Raw genomic sequence first — 16031 nt, forward strand, 5'->3', positions numbered from 1 at the left:
GTCCGGAATCACTGCGTCTTGCTTGCCCGATGAATGAAAAAGGCGCCTCACGGCGCCTTTTTCACGATTGACGAAACGCTCGCGGCGTCAGAAGCCGGGCGCCTTCATGCCCGCCTCGCGTGCCGGCAAGCGGCCGGCACGCGCGAAGGGGCAGTCAGATCGCCGCAATCGTCGGCGCGACCGCGGCCGGGTCGGTGACGCTGGCCTTGCCGGTTTCGACGTGCCCCGCGATGCGGCGCGTCCAGCCCGCGTTCCCCGCCACCACGAACTGCAGGTCGTACCAGTGGCTGCTGCACGACAGGTCCCAGTGCGCTTCGACGCGCTGCCCGGCCGGAACCGTCAGCGTGCGCGCTGCCCCGCCATACGCGACATCGGTCGCCGTGACCGTGAGCGTGCCGGTGCCCGCATTGGCGATCGTCACGTACACGTCGCCGTTGGCGGTGTCGTAGCACGGCGTGATTTCAGGCTTCGCGCCGGCATCCGCGGCGGCCGATCCCGCGAAGCGCCGGAAATAGCCGTTCGGCCCCCACACGCTCACCACGTAGTTGCCGTTCGCGTCGAGCGCCCACGTATCGGTCAGCTGCTTGCCCGCTTCGACCGTATAGCGACGCGGCATCGCGGTCGGGTCGCCCGTGTAGACCCAGAAGTGCGCGCCCTGCGTGCCGGTGTTCGCAAACGTCAGCGCGTAGCCCTGCGACTGGAGCTGGCCGGTCACATGCAGTTCGTACGGCAGCGCACGCGCCGGCCGCGTACCGGGCTCCTGCGCCGTCACGACCTGCTGCGCGGTGCTGGCCGGCGCGGTCTGCGACGACGCGCGCGAGCACTGCAGGTCCGCCTGCGCGACATACGCCTGCGTGCTCGGCAGGGTCGGCAGCGTGGCATCCGATTTCGAGAAGTCGAGCGCCGACGTCAGGTCGCCGCAGATCGCGCGACGCCACGGCGAGATATTCGTTTCCATCACGCCGAAGCGCTTCTCGATGAATTGCAGCACCGACGTGTGATCGAAAACCTGCGAGCAGACGAAGCCGCCCTTCGACCACGGCGACACCACGAACATCGGCACGCGCGGGCCGAGGCCGTACGGCAGGTTGTCGGCCGTGTACGTGCCCGTCTGCGTCGAGGTCACGACGTTGTGCCGCTCGAGCGACACATCCACGGTGCTCATGCCGGAGCCCGGCAGCGTCGGCGCCGACGGCGGCACGACGTGATCGAAGAAGCCGTCGTTCTCGTCGTACATGACGAGCAGGACGGTCTTGCTCCATACGTCCGGATTCGACGTCAGCGCATCGAGAATCGTCGACAGGTAGTACGCGCCGTAGAGCGGCGTGAACTTCGGATGTTCCGAATACGCAGCGGGCGGCAGCAGCCACGATACCTGCGGCAGCGCGTTCGCCTGCACGTCGGCCTTCAGTTGCGTGATCGCGCGCGTGCTCATCCCGCGCGTCTGCAGCGACGAGCCGGCCGGCGCATTCACGAAATTATTGAAGCACGCCAGCATGTTCGTGCCGTAATTGCCGGTGAAGTTGTCGAACCCGGTGCCCTGCTGGTAGATCTGCCACGAGATGCCCGCTTTCTCGAGGCGCTCCGGATACGTCGTCCAGCTGAAGGGCGGCAACTGGATCTTGTCGAACTGGTTGTCGATGTAGTCGGTGTTGTCGAGCAGCGGGCCGCCGCCCGTGCCGAGCGGGTCGACCATGCCCGTCATCAGGTACATGCGGTTCGGGTGCGTGTTGCCCGGGATCGAGCAGAAGTAGTTGTCGCACACCGTGAACGCATCCGCGAGCGCGTAGTGGAACGGGATGTCGTCACGGACGTGGTAGCCCATCGTCATGTTCGACTTCTGCACCGCCCATTGATCCGCGCGACCGTTGTCGATCGCACCGTGCGTCGTCGCCCACGTATGCGGCAGGCCGCCGATGCACTGCGCGTTGACGCCCGGGTTGGTCGTGTCGTAGCGGAACGGCGCGATCACGCTCGTCTTGTCTTCCTGACGCGGCTGGAACCACACCGGCTTGCCGTTCGGCAGCGTGACCGGGAAGCGGTCGTTGTAACCGCGCACGCCGCTCAGGTGACCGAGGTAGTGGTCGAACGAGCGGTTCTCCTGCATGAACACGACGATGTGCTGCACATCCTGGATCGTGCCCGTCACGGAATTCGGCTCGATCGCCAGCGCCTTGCGGATCGACTCGGGAAGCAGTGCGGAGGCGGCGGTCGCGCCGGCAAGGCCGGCGGAGAACTTCAGAAAATCGCGTCGCGAATGGGTGGCCATGCTGGTTGCTCTTGATTGGATTTCTGGTGGAAACGGCCGGGATCAGGAAGCGGGCGAGGAAGCAGGTGCGGTGAATCCGGGCGGGCAGTGCATCTGCGCGGTGGCGACCACGCCGCCGCCGCAGGCGGCCTTCTGCTGCGCGACGGGGGCGGCGGGTGCCGTCACGTCGTCGTTGCAGGCACCGAGGAGTGCTGTCAGCGCGATCAGACCAACGACCGCGAAAGGCCGCAGGGCCGAGTTTCGCATAACGTCTCTCCGTAGATGTGATGACGTGACACAGGTGCGGGAGCGCACCGGTCATGTCGACGGCGAGATGCTAATTTCAGCGTGTTACACGACAGTGTCGCGTAAGGAGGCGAGCTGCGTGCACACAGGTAGCGGCACGTGTCGCGGCGGAAAAGGAGCGAGCGACGTAATGCAATCGAAAGATTCGCATTGCTTTGTTTTGCCGGGCGATCGAGGCAGGTCCGTCGCGGTACCGGTCGTGCAACGAATCGCGAAGCGTCTTTTACGGGCCGGCAACCGCGGCAGCCGGCCCGCATGCGGCGAAACAGGCGATGCTCAGCCTTCCGCCATCATCAGCAACTGCGCGCCATCCGAAACCTGGTCGCCGACGCCGTACAGCACTTCCGCGACGACGCCCGCGCTCGGTGCGCCGATCGTATGCTCCATCTTCATCGCTTCCATCACGATCAGCGGCGTGCCCGCTTCGACCTTCTGACCCGGCTCGACCAGCACCGCGATCACCTTGCCGGGCATCGGCGCAGTCAGGCGGCCACCGCCCTGCTCCGCGTCACCCGCATGCGCGATCAGGTTGCGCCATTCGAACGTCTCGGCCGCGCCCTGTGTGAACACGTGGAAGCTGTCGCCGTCCGCATACACGCGGCCGCTGCTGCGCACGCCGCCGAGCGTCACGTCGAAATCGAGCGGCGTGGCGCCGTGCGCCCACGCGAACGGTTGCGCGGCTGCGTCGCCGGTCGCGAGGCGTGCAACCGCGCCGTCGTCCTCGTACGTGACCGTCACGTCCGCTTCGCGCTCGGCCGCATGCCATTCGAGCGTGCGGCGATAGCCGCCGTTCAGTCGCCAGTCCGGCAGCGCGCCCCACGGCGACGCGCCCTGCGCGGCCGCGCCGCGTTCGCGTGCGAGCAGCGCCGCGCATGCGAGCGCCAGCATCGCACGCGGCGGCTGTTGCGGCGCGAACAGTGCGTCGTGGTTGCGCTCGATCAGGCCCGTGTCGAGATCGGCCGTCGCGAACGGTTCGCACGCAACGATCCGCTGCAGGAACGCAGCGTTCGTGTGCAGGCCGACCACTTCACATGCACGCAACGCGCGCAGCATCAGGCTCAGCGCTTCCGCACGATCCGCACCGTGGACGATCAGCTTCGCGATCATCGGATCGTAGAACGGCGTGATCGAATCGCCTTCGCGCACGCCGCTGTCGACGCGCACCGACGCGCCGAGCGCGAACTCGACGCCTGCCGGCAGCCGCAGGTGCTTCAGCGTGCCCGTCGACGGCAGGAAGCCGCGCGCCGGGTTCTCCGCATACAGGCGCGCCTCGAGCGCATGGCCCTGTACGCGCAGTTCGTCCTGCTTCAGCGGCAGCGGCTCGCCGAAGGCGACGCGCAGTTGCCATTCGACCAGATCGAGCCCCGTGACCATCTCGGTGACCGGATGCTCGACCTGCAGGCGCGTGTTCATTTCCATGAAGTAGAACGCGTCGCCCGTCATGATGAATTCGACGGTGCCCGCGCCGACATAGCCGACCGCGCGCGCGGCCGCGACGGCCGCTTCGCCCATCGCGCGCCGCACGTCGTCCGGCAGCCCCGGCGCCGGCGCTTCTTCCAGCACCTTCTGGTGACGGCGCTGCACCGAGCAGTCGCGGTCGAACAGGTACACGGTATTGCCGTGCGTGTCGCCGAACACCTGCACCTCGACGTGACGCGGGCGCGTCAGGTATTTCTCGATCAGCACGCGGTCGTTGCCGAAGCTGCTCGCGGCTTCGCGCTGGCACGACGCGAGCGCCGCCGGGAAATCGCCGGAGCGCTCGACCACGCGCATCCCCTTGCCGCCGCCACCCGCGCTGGCCTTCAGCAGCACCGGATAGTCGATCGCATCGGCTTCGCGATGCAGGTTGGCCGCGTCCTGGTCGTCGCCGTGATAGCCGGGCACGAGCGGCACGGCGGCCGCGTGCATCAGCGCCTTCGCGGCGGCCTTCGAACCCATCGCCGCGATCGCGTCGACCGGCGGCCCGATGAAGACGATGCCGGCCGCTTCGCACGCATGCGCGAAATCTTCGTTCTCCGACAGAAAGCCGTAGCCGGGGTGGATCGCCTGCGCGCCGGTGGCGCGTGCGGCTTCGATGATGCGCTCGATGCGCAGGTAGCTGTCTGCGGCGGCCGAGCCGCCGATGTGCACGGCCTCGTCGCACGCGGCCACGTGCTTCGCGTTCGCGTCCGCGTCGGAATAGACGGCGACGCTCGCGATCCCGAGACGTTTGCACGTCGCGGCGACGCGGCACGCGATTTCGCCACGGTTGGCGATCAGAATCTTGTCGAACATGGCTTCGATGTCGTCCGGAAAGAGTGGGTCACGCGCGCTGCGCGATCATTCACGCCACGACGGCGTGCGCTTTTCGAGGAAGGACGCAATCCCTTCGCGCGCTTCCGCGCCGGCGCGGGTTCGCGCGATCCAGTCGGCGGTCTGCTCGATCAGCGTCGCATCGAGCGGCCGGCCGGCCACATCGGCGACGAGCCGCTTGCACGCCTTCACCGCGTCGGGGCCGTTCGCGACGAGCGTCGCGGCCAGCTTCGCGACGGTTTCGTCGAGCGCATCGGCCGGCACCGCGTCGTGAATGAAACCGAGCGACGCCGCGCGCGCGCTGTCGAACACCTCGGCCGTCGTGAAATAGCGGCGCGCCGCGCGCTCGCCCATCGCACGCACCACGTACGGTGCGATCGTCGCGGGGATCAGCCCGAGCCGCGCTTCCGACAGGCAGAACTTCACGCCGTCGGCGGCGATCGCGATGTCGGCCGCCGCCACCAGGCCCACACCGCCCGCATACGCATCGCCATGCACGCGGGCGATCACCGGCTTGCCGCAGCGATGGATCGCCTCGAGCATCCGCGCAAGCTTGCGCGCATCGGCGCGGTTCTCGTCGTCCGAGTAACCGGCCATCTTCTTCATCCAGTTCAGGTCCGCGCCCGCGCAGAACGCCGCGCCTTCCGCGGCGAGCACGATCGCACGCACGCCTTCATGCGCGTCGAGCCATTCGAACGCGGTGGTCAGCTCCGCGATCGTCGTCTCGTTGAACGCGTTGCGCACGTCGGGACGCGCGAGCGTGACGGTCGCCACGCGGCCGGCTTCGCTTACCTTGATCGTTTCGTATCGCATCGTTCAGCCCTCCCGGCCGTTACATGCGGAACACGCCGAAGCGTGTGTCTTCGATCGGCGCGTTCATCGACGCGGCGAGCCCGAGCCCGAGCACGTCGCGCGTCTGCGCGGGGTCGATCACGCCGTCGTCCCACAGCCGCGCGCTCGCGTAATACGGATGGCCCTGGCGCTCGTACTGGTCGCGGATCGGCTGCTTGAACGCATCCTCTTCCTCGGCGGACCACGAGCCGCCCTTCGCCTCGATGCCGTCGCGGCGCACCGTCGCGAGCACCGATGCGGCCTGCTCGCCGCCCATCACCGAGATCCGTGCGTTCGGCCACATCCACAGGAAGCGCGGGCCGAACGCGCGGCCGCACATCCCGTAGTTGCCGGCGCCGAACGAGCCGCCGATGATCACCGTGAACTTCGGCACCTTCGCGTTCGACACGGCCGTCACCATCTTCGCGCCGTGCCGCGCGATGCCTTCGTTCTCGTACTTGCGGCCGACCATGAAGCCCGTGATGTTCTGCAGGAACACGAGCGGGATCTTGCGCTGGCAGCACAGCTCGATGAAATGCGCGCCCTTCACCGCCGACTCGGAGAATAGGATGCCGTTGTTCGCGACGATCCCGACCGGATGGCCCCAGATGTGCGCGAAGCCCGTGACGAGCGTCGTGCCGTAGCGCGCCTTGAATTCGTCGAACTCGGAATCGTCGACGATGCGCGCGATCACTTCACGCACGTCGAACGGCTTGCGCGTATCGACCGGAATCACGCCGTACAGGCTCTTTGCGTCGTAGCGAGGCGGCTTCGGCTCGCGCAGCGCCACCGGCGACGCGATCTTCGGCGCGAGGTGATCGACGATGTTGCGCGCGATCGACAGCGCATGCGCGTCGTTCTGCGCGAGATGATCGGCCACGCCCGACAGGCGCGTATGCACGTCGCCACCGCCGAGATCCTCGGCGCTCACTTCCTCGCCGGTGGCCGCCTTCACGAGCGGCGGGCCGCCCAGGAAAATCGTGCCCTGCTCCTTCACGATGATCGACTCGTCGCTCATCGCCGGCACGTACGCGCCGCCCGCCGTGCACGAGCCCATCACCACGGCGATCTGCGCGATCCCCGCGGCCGACATCGTCGCCTGGTTGAAGAAGATGCGGCCGAAGTGGTCGCGATCGGGAAACACGTCGTCCTGGTTCGGCAGGTTCGCGCCGCCCGAATCGACGAGGTACACGCACGGCAGCCGGTTTTCGGCGGCGATTTCCTGCGCGCGCACGTGCTTCTTCACGGTGACCGGGTAGTAGGTGCCGCCCTTGACGGTCGCGTCGTTGCACACGATCACGCACTCGCGGCCGGCGATCCGGCCAATCCCGGTGATGACGCCCGCGCCCGGCGCGTCGTCGTTGTACATGCCGTTCGCCGCGAGCTGCGAGAACTCGAGGAACGGCGCGCCCGGATCGAGCAGTTGCGCGATACGGTCGCGCGGCAGCAGCTTGCCGCGCGACAGGTGCTTGTCGCGCGCGGCCTGGCCGCCGCCTTGCGCGAGCTGTTCGATCTTCGCGCGCAGGTCGGCGACGACCGCCTCGAGCGCGGCGGCATTCGCGCGGAAGTCTTCCGAGCGCGGGTTCAGTTTCGATTCGATGATCGGCATCGACGGGGCTCCGTTCGCGTGACGTGGGGCGTTACAGCGTTTCCGCGAACAGCTCGCGGCCGATCAGCATCCGGCGGATCTCGCTCGTGCCGGCGCCGATCTCGTACAGCTTCGCATCGCGCCACAGGCGCCCGACCGGGTATTCGTTGATGTAGCCGTTGCCGCCGAGGATCTGGATCGCCTCGCCGGCCATCCACGTCGCCTTCTCGGCCGTGTAGAGGATCACGCCCGCGCAGTCCTTGCGCACCTGGCGAATGTGGTCGCTGCCCGCCGAATCGAGGTGGCGGCCGACCGCGTACAGATACGCGCGGCACGCCTGGAACGTGGTGTACATGTCGGCAATCTTGCCCTGGATCAGCTGGAATTCGCCGATCGCCTGGCCGAACTGCTTGCGGTCGTGGATATACGGCACCACCGCGTCGAGGCACGCGGCCATGATGCCCGTCGGGCCGCCCGACAGCACCGCGCGTTCGTAGTCGAGGCCGCTCATCAGCACCTTCACGCCGCCGTTGAGCTGGCCGAGGATGTTTTCCTCCGGCACTTCGACGTCCTGGAACACCAGCTCGCCCGTGTGCGAGCCGCGCATGCCGAGCTTGTCGAGCTTCTGCGCGACCGAGAAGCCCTTCATCCCCTTCTCGACGATGAACGCGGTCATGCCGCGCGGGCCGGCTTCGAGGTCGGTCTTCGCGTAGACGACGAGCGTGTCGCAATCGGGGCCGTTGGTAATCCACATCTTCGTGCCGTTCAGCACGTAGCGATCGCCGCGCTTGTCGGCGCGCAGCTTCATGCTGACGACGTCGGAGCCGGCATTCGGCTCGCTCATCGCGAGCGCGCCGATGTGTTCGCCCGACACGAGCTTCGGCAGGTATTTCTGCTTCTGCGCGTCGGTGCCGTTGCGGTGGATCTGGTTCACGCACAGGTTCGAGTGCGCGCCGTACGACAGGCCGATCGACGCCGATGCGCGCGAGATCTCTTCCATCGCAACCATGTGCGCGGTGTAGCCCATGTTCGCGCCGCCGTATTCCTCGGCGACCGTCATGCCGAGCACGCCGAGATCGCCGAACTTCTTCCACAGATCCATCGGAAACTGGTCGGTGCGGTCGACCTCAGCCGCGCGCGGCGTGATTTCCTTCGCCGCGAACGTCGCGACGGCGTCGCGCAGCATCTCGATGTCTTCACCGAGCATGAATTGCACACCGGGCAGGTTGATCATGTCTCCTCCGTCTCCAGAAAGTGTGTGGCACTCACCGATTTCTGAGTTTCGCTCAAATCGAATGAATGCACCGATTCATTGACCTATACAGCGTAAATTTTGCACAGTTTCGCGCCTCGTCGGGTTCGGCGTCAATAGTTTTTTGAGTGACACTCAGATATCATGCCGAGATGACAGCCGCTACCGCCGACACCATGACCGCCACCGCCAAAGCCGACCGCGCCGACACGCCGCGCGCGCCCGCCGGGCGCAAATCCCAGCAACGCGTGCAGGACATTCTGCGCGCCGGCCGGGAAGTGTTCGCCGAAAAAGGTTACGAGCATGCGACGGCCGCCGAGATCGCGCAGCGCGTGGGCGTCTCGGAGGCGACGGTGTTCAGTTACTTCCGCGGCAAGCGGGAGCTGTGCGCGCGGGTCATCGCGGATTGGTACGACGAAAACATCGCCGCGTTCGAGGAGGGGATGCCGCAGGACGCGTCGGTCCAGCAGCAGTTCGCGTTCATCGTGCGCACCCACCTGCGGCTGATGCTGGTGAACGGCACGGGCCTGTGCGCGCTGGTGCTGTCGGAAGGCCGCGCGAAGCAGCATGCGCTGAGCGACGAGCTCACCGCGCTGCAGCGCCGCTACACCGCACCGCTGATGGACGTGCTCGCGCGCGGCCAGGCGGCCGGCCAGGTGCGCACCGACCTGCCGCTGAGCCTGCTGCGCTCGATGGTGTTCGGGCCGATCGAGCACGTGCTGTGGGATGCGATCCTCGGACACCGCAAGCTCGATACGGAAACGACGGCCACGCAGCTCGTCGACATGCTGTGGGCCGCCGTGCAGCCGCCGGCGCCGGAGCAGGCGGCGCTCGTGCGCTTCAGGAACGAAGTGGCGGAAGCCGTGCGGCGGCTGGAAGGCGAAGGCCCACGCGGGTGACGCGCGGCGGGCAGCGCGCCCGCCGCCTCATCGCCGCTGCCCCACCGTCGTGGGGTTAGGGGTCGCTATGACTCGTCGCTGACGCGCAGCGGCGCGCGGCTCTGCTCGTTGTTCAAATTGACGAACTTGCGCAACAGGCGCACCAGTTCCTGCGAATCGTCCTCTCCCATTCCGTCGAACAGGCCAGCCCGCAGCTCCTTCACCGACGGAATCAGATGCGTGAGCAGTTCGACGCCCGCCGGCGTCAGCAGCAAGCGGCGCTGACGCCGCGGCAGCACTTCGCGCACGATCAATCCTTTCGCTTCGAGCCGGACCGCGAGATCCGCGGTCGTCGACGTGTCGAGCGCGACCCGCTGCGCGAGCGTCACCTGATCGAGCCCCGGGCACTCGTAGAGCATCCGCAGGACCGCGTACTGCACCGGTGTCACGTCCCGGCCCAGCTTCTCGTAGAACATCGCCACCGCGATCTGGTGTGCACGCCGGATCAGGTGCCCGGGTTCGTCGTACAGATCGAGCGGGAAAACCGGCGCGTTGTCGGGATTCGTTTTTTCCATGAATAGTCGATGACATAAGCGGCGCGTGCCGGTTGCGCGCGCCGACGGCATGGCGCTGCCTCGCGCCATTTCCCGGGAAAACCAGTATACCGCCCGCCTTGCCCCAGCCAATCTCGATGAGTACACTGAATCTCATTCAGCACACGGAATGAAGAGATGCCGCGTACCGGTGGCATCGACCTGAAGGAGACGACGAACGTGTTTCTCAAGAATGCTTGGTACGTGGCGTGCACGCCCGATGAAATCGACGGCAAGCCGCTGGGCCGCAAGATCTGCAACGAGTCGATGGTGTTTTACCGCGCGGCGGACGGCCAGGTCGCGGCGCTCGAGGACTTCTGCCCGCACCGTGGCGCACCGCTGTCGCTGGGATTCGTGCGCGACGGCGTACTCGTGTGCGGCTATCACGGGCTGGAAATGAGCTGCAACGGCAAGGCAGCCGGTATGCCGGGCCAGCGTGTCGGCGGCTTCCCGCCGATTCGCAGCTTCCCGGCGGTCGAGCGGTACGGATTCATCTGGGTCTGGCCGGGCGACGCGTCGGAAGCCGATCCCGCCAAACTGCCCGCGCTGGCGTGGGCCGAGGATCCGGCCTGGGCCCACGGCGGCGGCCTGTATCACATCCGCTGCGACTACCGGCTGATGATCGACAACCTGATGGACCTCACGCACGAAACCTACGTGCATGCGACGAGCATCGGCCAGAAGGAAATCGACGAAGCGCCGCCGAAGACGACCAGCCACGGCGACGAAGTCGTCACGAGCCGCTTCATGGAGAACGTCATGCCGCCGCCGTTCTGGCAGATGGGGTTGCGCGGCAACGGGTTGGCCGACGACGTGCCGGTCGATCGCTGGCAGATCTGCCGCTTCACGCCGCCGAGCCACGTGATGATCGAAGTCGGTGTCGCGCATGCGGGCCACGGCGGCTACGACGCGCCGGCCGACCTGAAGGCGTCGTCGATCGTGGTCGATTTCATCACGCCCGAGACGGACACCTCGATCTGGTACTTCTGGGGGATGGCGCGTAACTTCCGGCCCGACGATCACGCACTGACCGCCGAGATCCGCGAAGGCCAGGGCAAGATCTTCGGCGAGGATCTCGAGATGCTCGAGCGCCAGCAGCTCAACCTGGAGAAGTGGCCCGATCGCAAGCTGCTCAAGCTCAACATCGACGCCGGCGGCGTGCTCTCGCGCAAGGTGATCGAGCGGCTGCTCGCCGACGAGAACGCGTCGGGCCCGTCGCGGCCCGTGATTCCGGTCGCGCAGATCAAGGAGGCGTCATGAGCGCCGCGACGCTGACGGTCCGGGTGGCCCGCAAGTGGCAGGAAGCACGCGACATCTGCGGCTTCGAATTCGTCAGCGATGACGGTTCGCCGCTGCCGCGCTTCGACGCCGGCGCCCATATCGACGTGCATCTGCCGGGCGGCCTCGTGCGCCAGTATTCGCTGTGCAACCACCCGGAGCACGCTGACCGCTATCAGATCGCCGTGCTGCGCGATGCCGACGGACGCGGCGGGTCGCGCGCGATTCACGACGAAGTCCGGCAAGGCGATACCGTGCGGATCGGCGTGCCGCGCAATCAGTTTCCGCTCGCCCCGAACGCACCGCATCACCTGCTGCTCGCAGGCGGGATCGGTGTCACGCCGATCCTCAGCATGGCGGAACGGCTGTTCTCGTCGGGCATGCCGTTCGACCTGCACTACTGCGCGCGCTCGACCGACCGCATGGCGTTCGTCGAGCGGATCAACGCAGCCGGGTTCCATGACCGCGCCCGCTTCCACGTCGACGACGGCGACCCGGCGCAACGCTTCGACCTGGCCGCCGTGCTCGCCGCCGCGCCCGCAGGCACGCACCTGTACGTATGCGGCCCGCGCGGCTTCATGGATGCGGTGCTGAACGCCGCACGCGCGCGCAACTGGGCGGAAGCGCGACTGCACTACGAGTTCTTCGGCGGCGCGGTTGCGTCGACCGGCTCGGACCGTGCGTTCCAGATCCGGATCGCGAGCAGCGGCCAGGTGATCGACGTGCCGGCCGAATGCACGGTCATCGCGGCGCTGGCCGCGAACGGCGTCGACGTGCTGACATCGTGCGAGCAAGGCGTATGCGGAACCTGCATGACGCGCGTGCTGCAAGGCGAGCCCGATCATCGCGATTCGTATCTGACCGAAGCGGAACAGGCGGCCGGCGACCAGTTCATGCCGTGCTGTTCGCGATCGCGAAGCGACCTGCTGGTACTCGATCTGTAAACGGACCGCCCGACCCGAGGCGGCCAACCCCAATACTGGAGACGATCAATGGAGCAACATGCCCGGCCACCGATCAGTACAACGCAATTCCCGGTCGACCGATGGTGGGTCGCCGCGCTGTCATCCGAACTGACGGACAAACCCGTCGCCCGCACGCTGCTCGGCCATCCGGTCGTCCTGTTCCGGTTGCCGTCCGGGGAAGTCGGTGCGCTGGAGGATCGCTGCTGCCACAAGTCGCTGCCCCTTTCGTGCGGCTCGCTCGAAGCGCGCGGCCTGCGCTGTGGCTATCACGGCCTGCTGTTCGACCGCGGCGGTACGTGCGTGGAGATCCCTGGTCAGGAGCGAATTCCGGCAAAGGCGTGCGTGCCGCCGTATCCGGTGCAGGAGCAGGACGCGATCGTGTGGATCTGGATCGGCGCCGACGCGCACGCCCAACCGACCTGCGCGCCGCCGCGCTACGCGTTCCACGGGGATCCGCAATACCGGTTCGGCGGCGGCAACTACCATTACGACGCGCCGTATCAACTGATTCACGACAACCTGATGGACCTGAGCCACCTCGGCTATGTCCATCTGAAAACGATCGGCGGCAACGCGCCGCTGCACATGGGCGCGGAAACCCGCGTCAGCAGCGACGGCGACACGGTGACGCTGGTTCGCCGGATGCCGGATTCCGTCCCGCCGCCGACCTACACCGCCGCATGGCCGTTCGCGGGCCGCGTCGATCGCTGGCAGGAAATCGAGTTCCACGTGTCGCACATCCGGATCTGGACCGGCGCGATGGACGCCGGCACCGGCGACCTGCACGATCCGGAACGCGGCGGCCTTCACATGCGCGGCTTCCACGGCATCACGCCCGAGACGGAAACGACGACGCACTACTTCTGGACCATGGCGACCAATCCGCAACACGACGTCGAGCGCGTCGCGCAAACGGTCATCGAGCAATCCGCGGCGACGTTCGATGAGGACAAGACCGTAATCGAAGCGCAATACCGGAATCAGCTGCGGTTTCCGGACAGTCGCCAGATCGACATTCACGTCGATGCGGGCCCCAATCGCGCGCGGCGCGTGATCGAACGACTGCTGCTGCAACCCGAACCCGCGTAAGCATCGTGCCGGCGCGCTAGCGACACCTGCTGGCCGCGACGGGTATTCCACCGCATACCCGTCAGCCCGCGCATGCGCTTTCGTCCCATTCGCTACCGCCGGCTTCGACGCCATCCCATTTGATTAGTCATACTATTTGATGAAGGATCTTTGACGTGAGCGCAAATATCCGCAATACGATCGACGAATCCCCGATGAGCGCGTTCCAGACGATGGCCGTTACGGCCTGCGTCGTGCTGAACATGCTCGATGGCTTCGACGTGCTGGCCGTCGCGTTTGCCGCGCCGCACCTGGCGGCCGAATGGAAACTGAGCGGCAAGGAAATCGGCCTGCTGTTGAGTGCCGGACTGGCCGGCATGGGCATCGGCTCGGTGCTGATCGCGCCGCTGGCCGACCGCGTCGGCCGCCGCCGCATCATCCTGCTCTGCCTGGCCGTGATCTCGACCGGGATGCTCGCCTGCGCGGCCACGCACAGCACGCTGCAACTCGCCATCGCGCGTGCGTACACGGGGCTCGGCATCGGCGGCATGCTGGCGAGCCTGACCGTGATCAGCGGCGAGTACGCATCGAACAAATGGCGCAGCGCCGCGATCGGCATGCAGTCGACCGGCTACGCGATCGGCGCCACCGCCGGCGGCGTCATCGCCGGCTACCTGCTGTCGACGTGGGGATGGCGCAGCGTGTTCGCGTTCGGCGGCATCCTGACCTTGCTGTCGATCCCGATGGTACTCGCGCTGCTGCCGGAATCGCTCGATTTCCTGCTGGCGAGGCGTCCGGACAACGCGCTGCAGAAAATCAACCGCATCCTCGCGAGAATGAAGCGCGCACCGATCGACACGCTGCCGACCGTGGCTTCGTCCGTCGGCATGGCGAGCCCGGCATCGAGCTGGACAGCCGTGCTGCGCGCACCGCTCGCGCGCCGCACGATCGCGTTGTGGATCGCGTTCTTCCTCGTGATGGGCAGCTTCTACTTCGTCGTGAGCTGGACGCCGAAGCTGCTGGTCCAGGCCGGGCTGTCGGCATCGCAGGGCGTCACCGGCGGCGTACTGCTCAACCTCGGCGGCATTGCGGGCGCGTCACTCTTCAGCCTGCTGTCGACGCGCTTCGGCCTGCGCAAGCTTTTGGGCGCGACACTGCTGCTCGGCGGCGCGCTGATGGTCGTGTTCGGCGCGAACACGGGCTCGCTCGGCATCGGGATGACCGTCGCGGTGTTCCTCGGCGCGGTGATCAATGCGTGCGTGGCCGGCATGTATGCGCTGTCGCCGACGCCGTACCCCGCCGAAATCCGCACGACCGGCATCGGCCTCGCGGTCGGCATCGGCCGCCTCGGCGCGATCCTGTCACCCATGACGGTCGGGGCGCTGCTGGACGACGGCTGGTCCGTTCCCCACCTCTATCTCGCGTTCCTCGTGCCGATGGCCGGCGCGGCAATCGCCGTCGTCATGGTGGGCGCGCGTACCGCGGCACCGCGCCGGCAACGCGACCCGGCGATGTCGTAACACGCGACGCCCGCAGTCTTGCCGATACCTGTCGGCATCGTCCGGTTCATTAGAAAAATCAATAAGCATATCTACATACTGTTTGGAGACAGCCATGAAAACGAAATTGGGCGCCGCACTCGCGACGGCGTTGGCGATGGGGCTGGCCGGACCGGCCTGCGCGCAAAGCAGCGTCACGCTGTACGGGATCATCGATACCGGCGTGTCCTACTACAACCACGCCGCGCACGGCGGATCGTTCACGGGGATGCCGACGCTGACCGGCGAGGTGCCGTCACGGTGGGGGCTGAGAGGCACGGAGGATCTCGGCGGCGGCTACCAGGCCTTCTTCGTGCTCGAAAACGGCTTCCAGCCCGGCACCGGCGCACTGAACTACGGCGGGCGCCTGTTCGGGCGACAGGCGAACGTCGGCGTGAACAGTCCGTTCGGCACGCTGACCCTCGGTCGCCAGATGAACATGTCGATGATCGTGCTGACCAATGCCGACGTGATCGGCCCGTCGATTCACTCGATGGCGGATTTCGATTCCTATCTGCCGAATGCGCGCAGCGACAATGCGATCGGCTACAAGGGTACGTTCCATGGCGTGACGCTCGGCGCCACCTACAGCTTCGGCCGCGACGCGGCCGGGCCGGCAGGGCCGTCGGCGACGGGCTGCGCCGGACAGGTGCCCGGCGACATCGTCGCCTGCCGCCAGTACACGGCGATGCTCGCGTACGACGCGAGCAATTTCGGGCTCGCCGCATCGCACGACGTGATGCGCGGCGGCGGCGGCGCGCTCACGCCGTTGAACAATCCGGCGTACACCGACACGCGCGACATCGTCGCCGGCTACGTGAAGATCGGCCCCGCGAAACTGGGCGCCGGGTGGATCCGGCGCAACCTCGCGGCGGCCGAACACCTGCAGGCCGATATCGTGTTCGCCGGCGGCACGTACTATGCGACGCCCTACCTCGCGCTCGACCTGCAGGGCGTACGCTACCTGCAGCGCCGCGAAAACGGCGAAGGCGGCACGAATGCCACGCTGCTCGTCGGCCGCGCGAACTATTTCCTGTCGAAGCGGACGACCGTCTATACGTCCGTGGGCTACATGTTCAACAGCACGCTGGCTGCGAACGCGGTCGCTGCCGGCGGGACGGTCGGGACCGGGATGAACCAGCTCGGCGTGATGGCCGGCATTCAGCAGAAGTTCTGAACGCCGGACACCGCGCC

General features: G+C 67.0%; 13 protein-coding genes. 6 read left to right on the plus strand and 7 right to left on the minus strand.

Annotated elements, in window-relative coordinates:
- Positions 1 to 154: 154 nt before the first annotated feature.
- From QZM67_RS37490 to QZM67_RS37515, 6 genes are all read right to left on the minus strand, one after another.
- Positions 155 to 2269: a phosphocholine-specific phospholipase C gene (locus QZM67_RS37490; RefSeq protein ID WP_175023367.1), complete on the minus strand. Its 2115-nt coding sequence runs from the start codon at positions 2267 to 2269 to the stop codon at positions 155 to 157.
- A gap of 42 nt (positions 2270 to 2311) precedes the next feature.
- A complete protein-coding gene (locus QZM67_RS37495; protein ID WP_043180709.1) occupies positions 2312 to 2515 on the minus strand; it encodes a hypothetical protein in 204 nt (67 codons plus the stop codon).
- A gap of 315 nt (positions 2516 to 2830) precedes the next feature.
- The gene (locus QZM67_RS37500; protein ID WP_301811088.1) at positions 2831 to 4828 is read right to left on the minus strand and encodes an acetyl/propionyl/methylcrotonyl-CoA carboxylase subunit alpha; all 1998 of its coding nucleotides are present in this window, start codon (positions 4826 to 4828) and stop codon (positions 2831 to 2833) included.
- Between the two features lie 45 nt (positions 4829 to 4873).
- Positions 4874 to 5659, minus strand: a complete 786-nt coding sequence (locus QZM67_RS37505) for an enoyl-CoA hydratase/isomerase family protein (RefSeq protein WP_034190576.1) — start codon at positions 5657 to 5659, stop codon at positions 4874 to 4876.
- Positions 5660 to 5678: 19 nt separating this feature from the next.
- Entirely contained in the window at positions 5679 to 7286 is a 1608-nt protein-coding gene (locus QZM67_RS37510; RefSeq protein ID WP_043180715.1) for a carboxyl transferase domain-containing protein, read from the minus strand.
- A gap of 31 nt (positions 7287 to 7317) precedes the next feature.
- Entirely contained in the window at positions 7318 to 8499 is a 1182-nt protein-coding gene (locus tag QZM67_RS37515; RefSeq protein ID WP_175023370.1) for an isovaleryl-CoA dehydrogenase, read from the minus strand.
- A gap of 170 nt (positions 8500 to 8669) precedes the next feature.
- On the opposite strand from QZM67_RS37515, the gene QZM67_RS37520 reads away from it, so the two are divergent.
- A complete protein-coding gene (locus QZM67_RS37520) occupies positions 8670 to 9416 on the plus strand; it encodes a TetR/AcrR family transcriptional regulator (protein ID WP_175023371.1) in 747 nt (248 codons plus the stop codon).
- A 65-nt stretch (positions 9417 to 9481) separates the two neighbouring features.
- On the opposite strand, the gene QZM67_RS37525 is transcribed toward QZM67_RS37520, so the two are convergent.
- On the minus strand, positions 9482 to 9970 hold the full coding sequence (locus tag QZM67_RS37525) for a MarR family winged helix-turn-helix transcriptional regulator (protein WP_301811093.1): 489 nt from the start codon (positions 9968 to 9970) through the stop codon (positions 9482 to 9484).
- A gap of 198 nt (positions 9971 to 10168) precedes the next feature.
- On the opposite strand from QZM67_RS37525, the gene QZM67_RS37530 reads away from it, so the two are divergent.
- The 5 genes from QZM67_RS37530 (at position 10169) to QZM67_RS37550 (ending at position 16014) form a co-directional block, all read left to right on the plus strand.
- Entirely contained in the window at positions 10169 to 11248 is a 1080-nt protein-coding gene (locus QZM67_RS37530; RefSeq protein WP_301811118.1) for an aromatic ring-hydroxylating dioxygenase subunit alpha, read from the plus strand.
- The gene (locus QZM67_RS37535) at positions 11245 to 12210 is read left to right on the plus strand and encodes a PDR/VanB family oxidoreductase (RefSeq protein ID WP_301811096.1); all 966 of its coding nucleotides are present in this window, start codon (positions 11245 to 11247) and stop codon (positions 12208 to 12210) included. The genes QZM67_RS37530 and QZM67_RS37535 overlap by 4 nt, the downstream gene beginning before the upstream one ends.
- A 48-nt stretch (positions 12211 to 12258) precedes the next feature.
- Positions 12259 to 13320, plus strand: a complete 1062-nt coding sequence (locus QZM67_RS37540; protein ID WP_301811098.1) for an aromatic ring-hydroxylating dioxygenase subunit alpha — start codon at positions 12259 to 12261, stop codon at positions 13318 to 13320.
- Positions 13321 to 13475: 155 nt separating this feature from the next.
- Entirely contained in the window at positions 13476 to 14819 is a 1344-nt protein-coding gene (locus tag QZM67_RS37545) for an MFS transporter (protein ID WP_301811100.1), read from the plus strand.
- A 94-nt stretch (positions 14820 to 14913) separates the two neighbouring features.
- A complete protein-coding gene (locus tag QZM67_RS37550) occupies positions 14914 to 16014 on the plus strand; it encodes a porin (protein ID WP_301811101.1) in 1101 nt (366 codons plus the stop codon).
- The last annotated feature ends 17 nt before the right edge of the window (positions 16015 to 16031 follow it).

The sequence above is a fragment of the Burkholderia sp. AU45251 genome, assembly GCF_030482905.1.
Lineage (GTDB): Bacteria > Pseudomonadota > Gammaproteobacteria > Burkholderiales > Burkholderiaceae > Burkholderia > Burkholderia aenigmatica.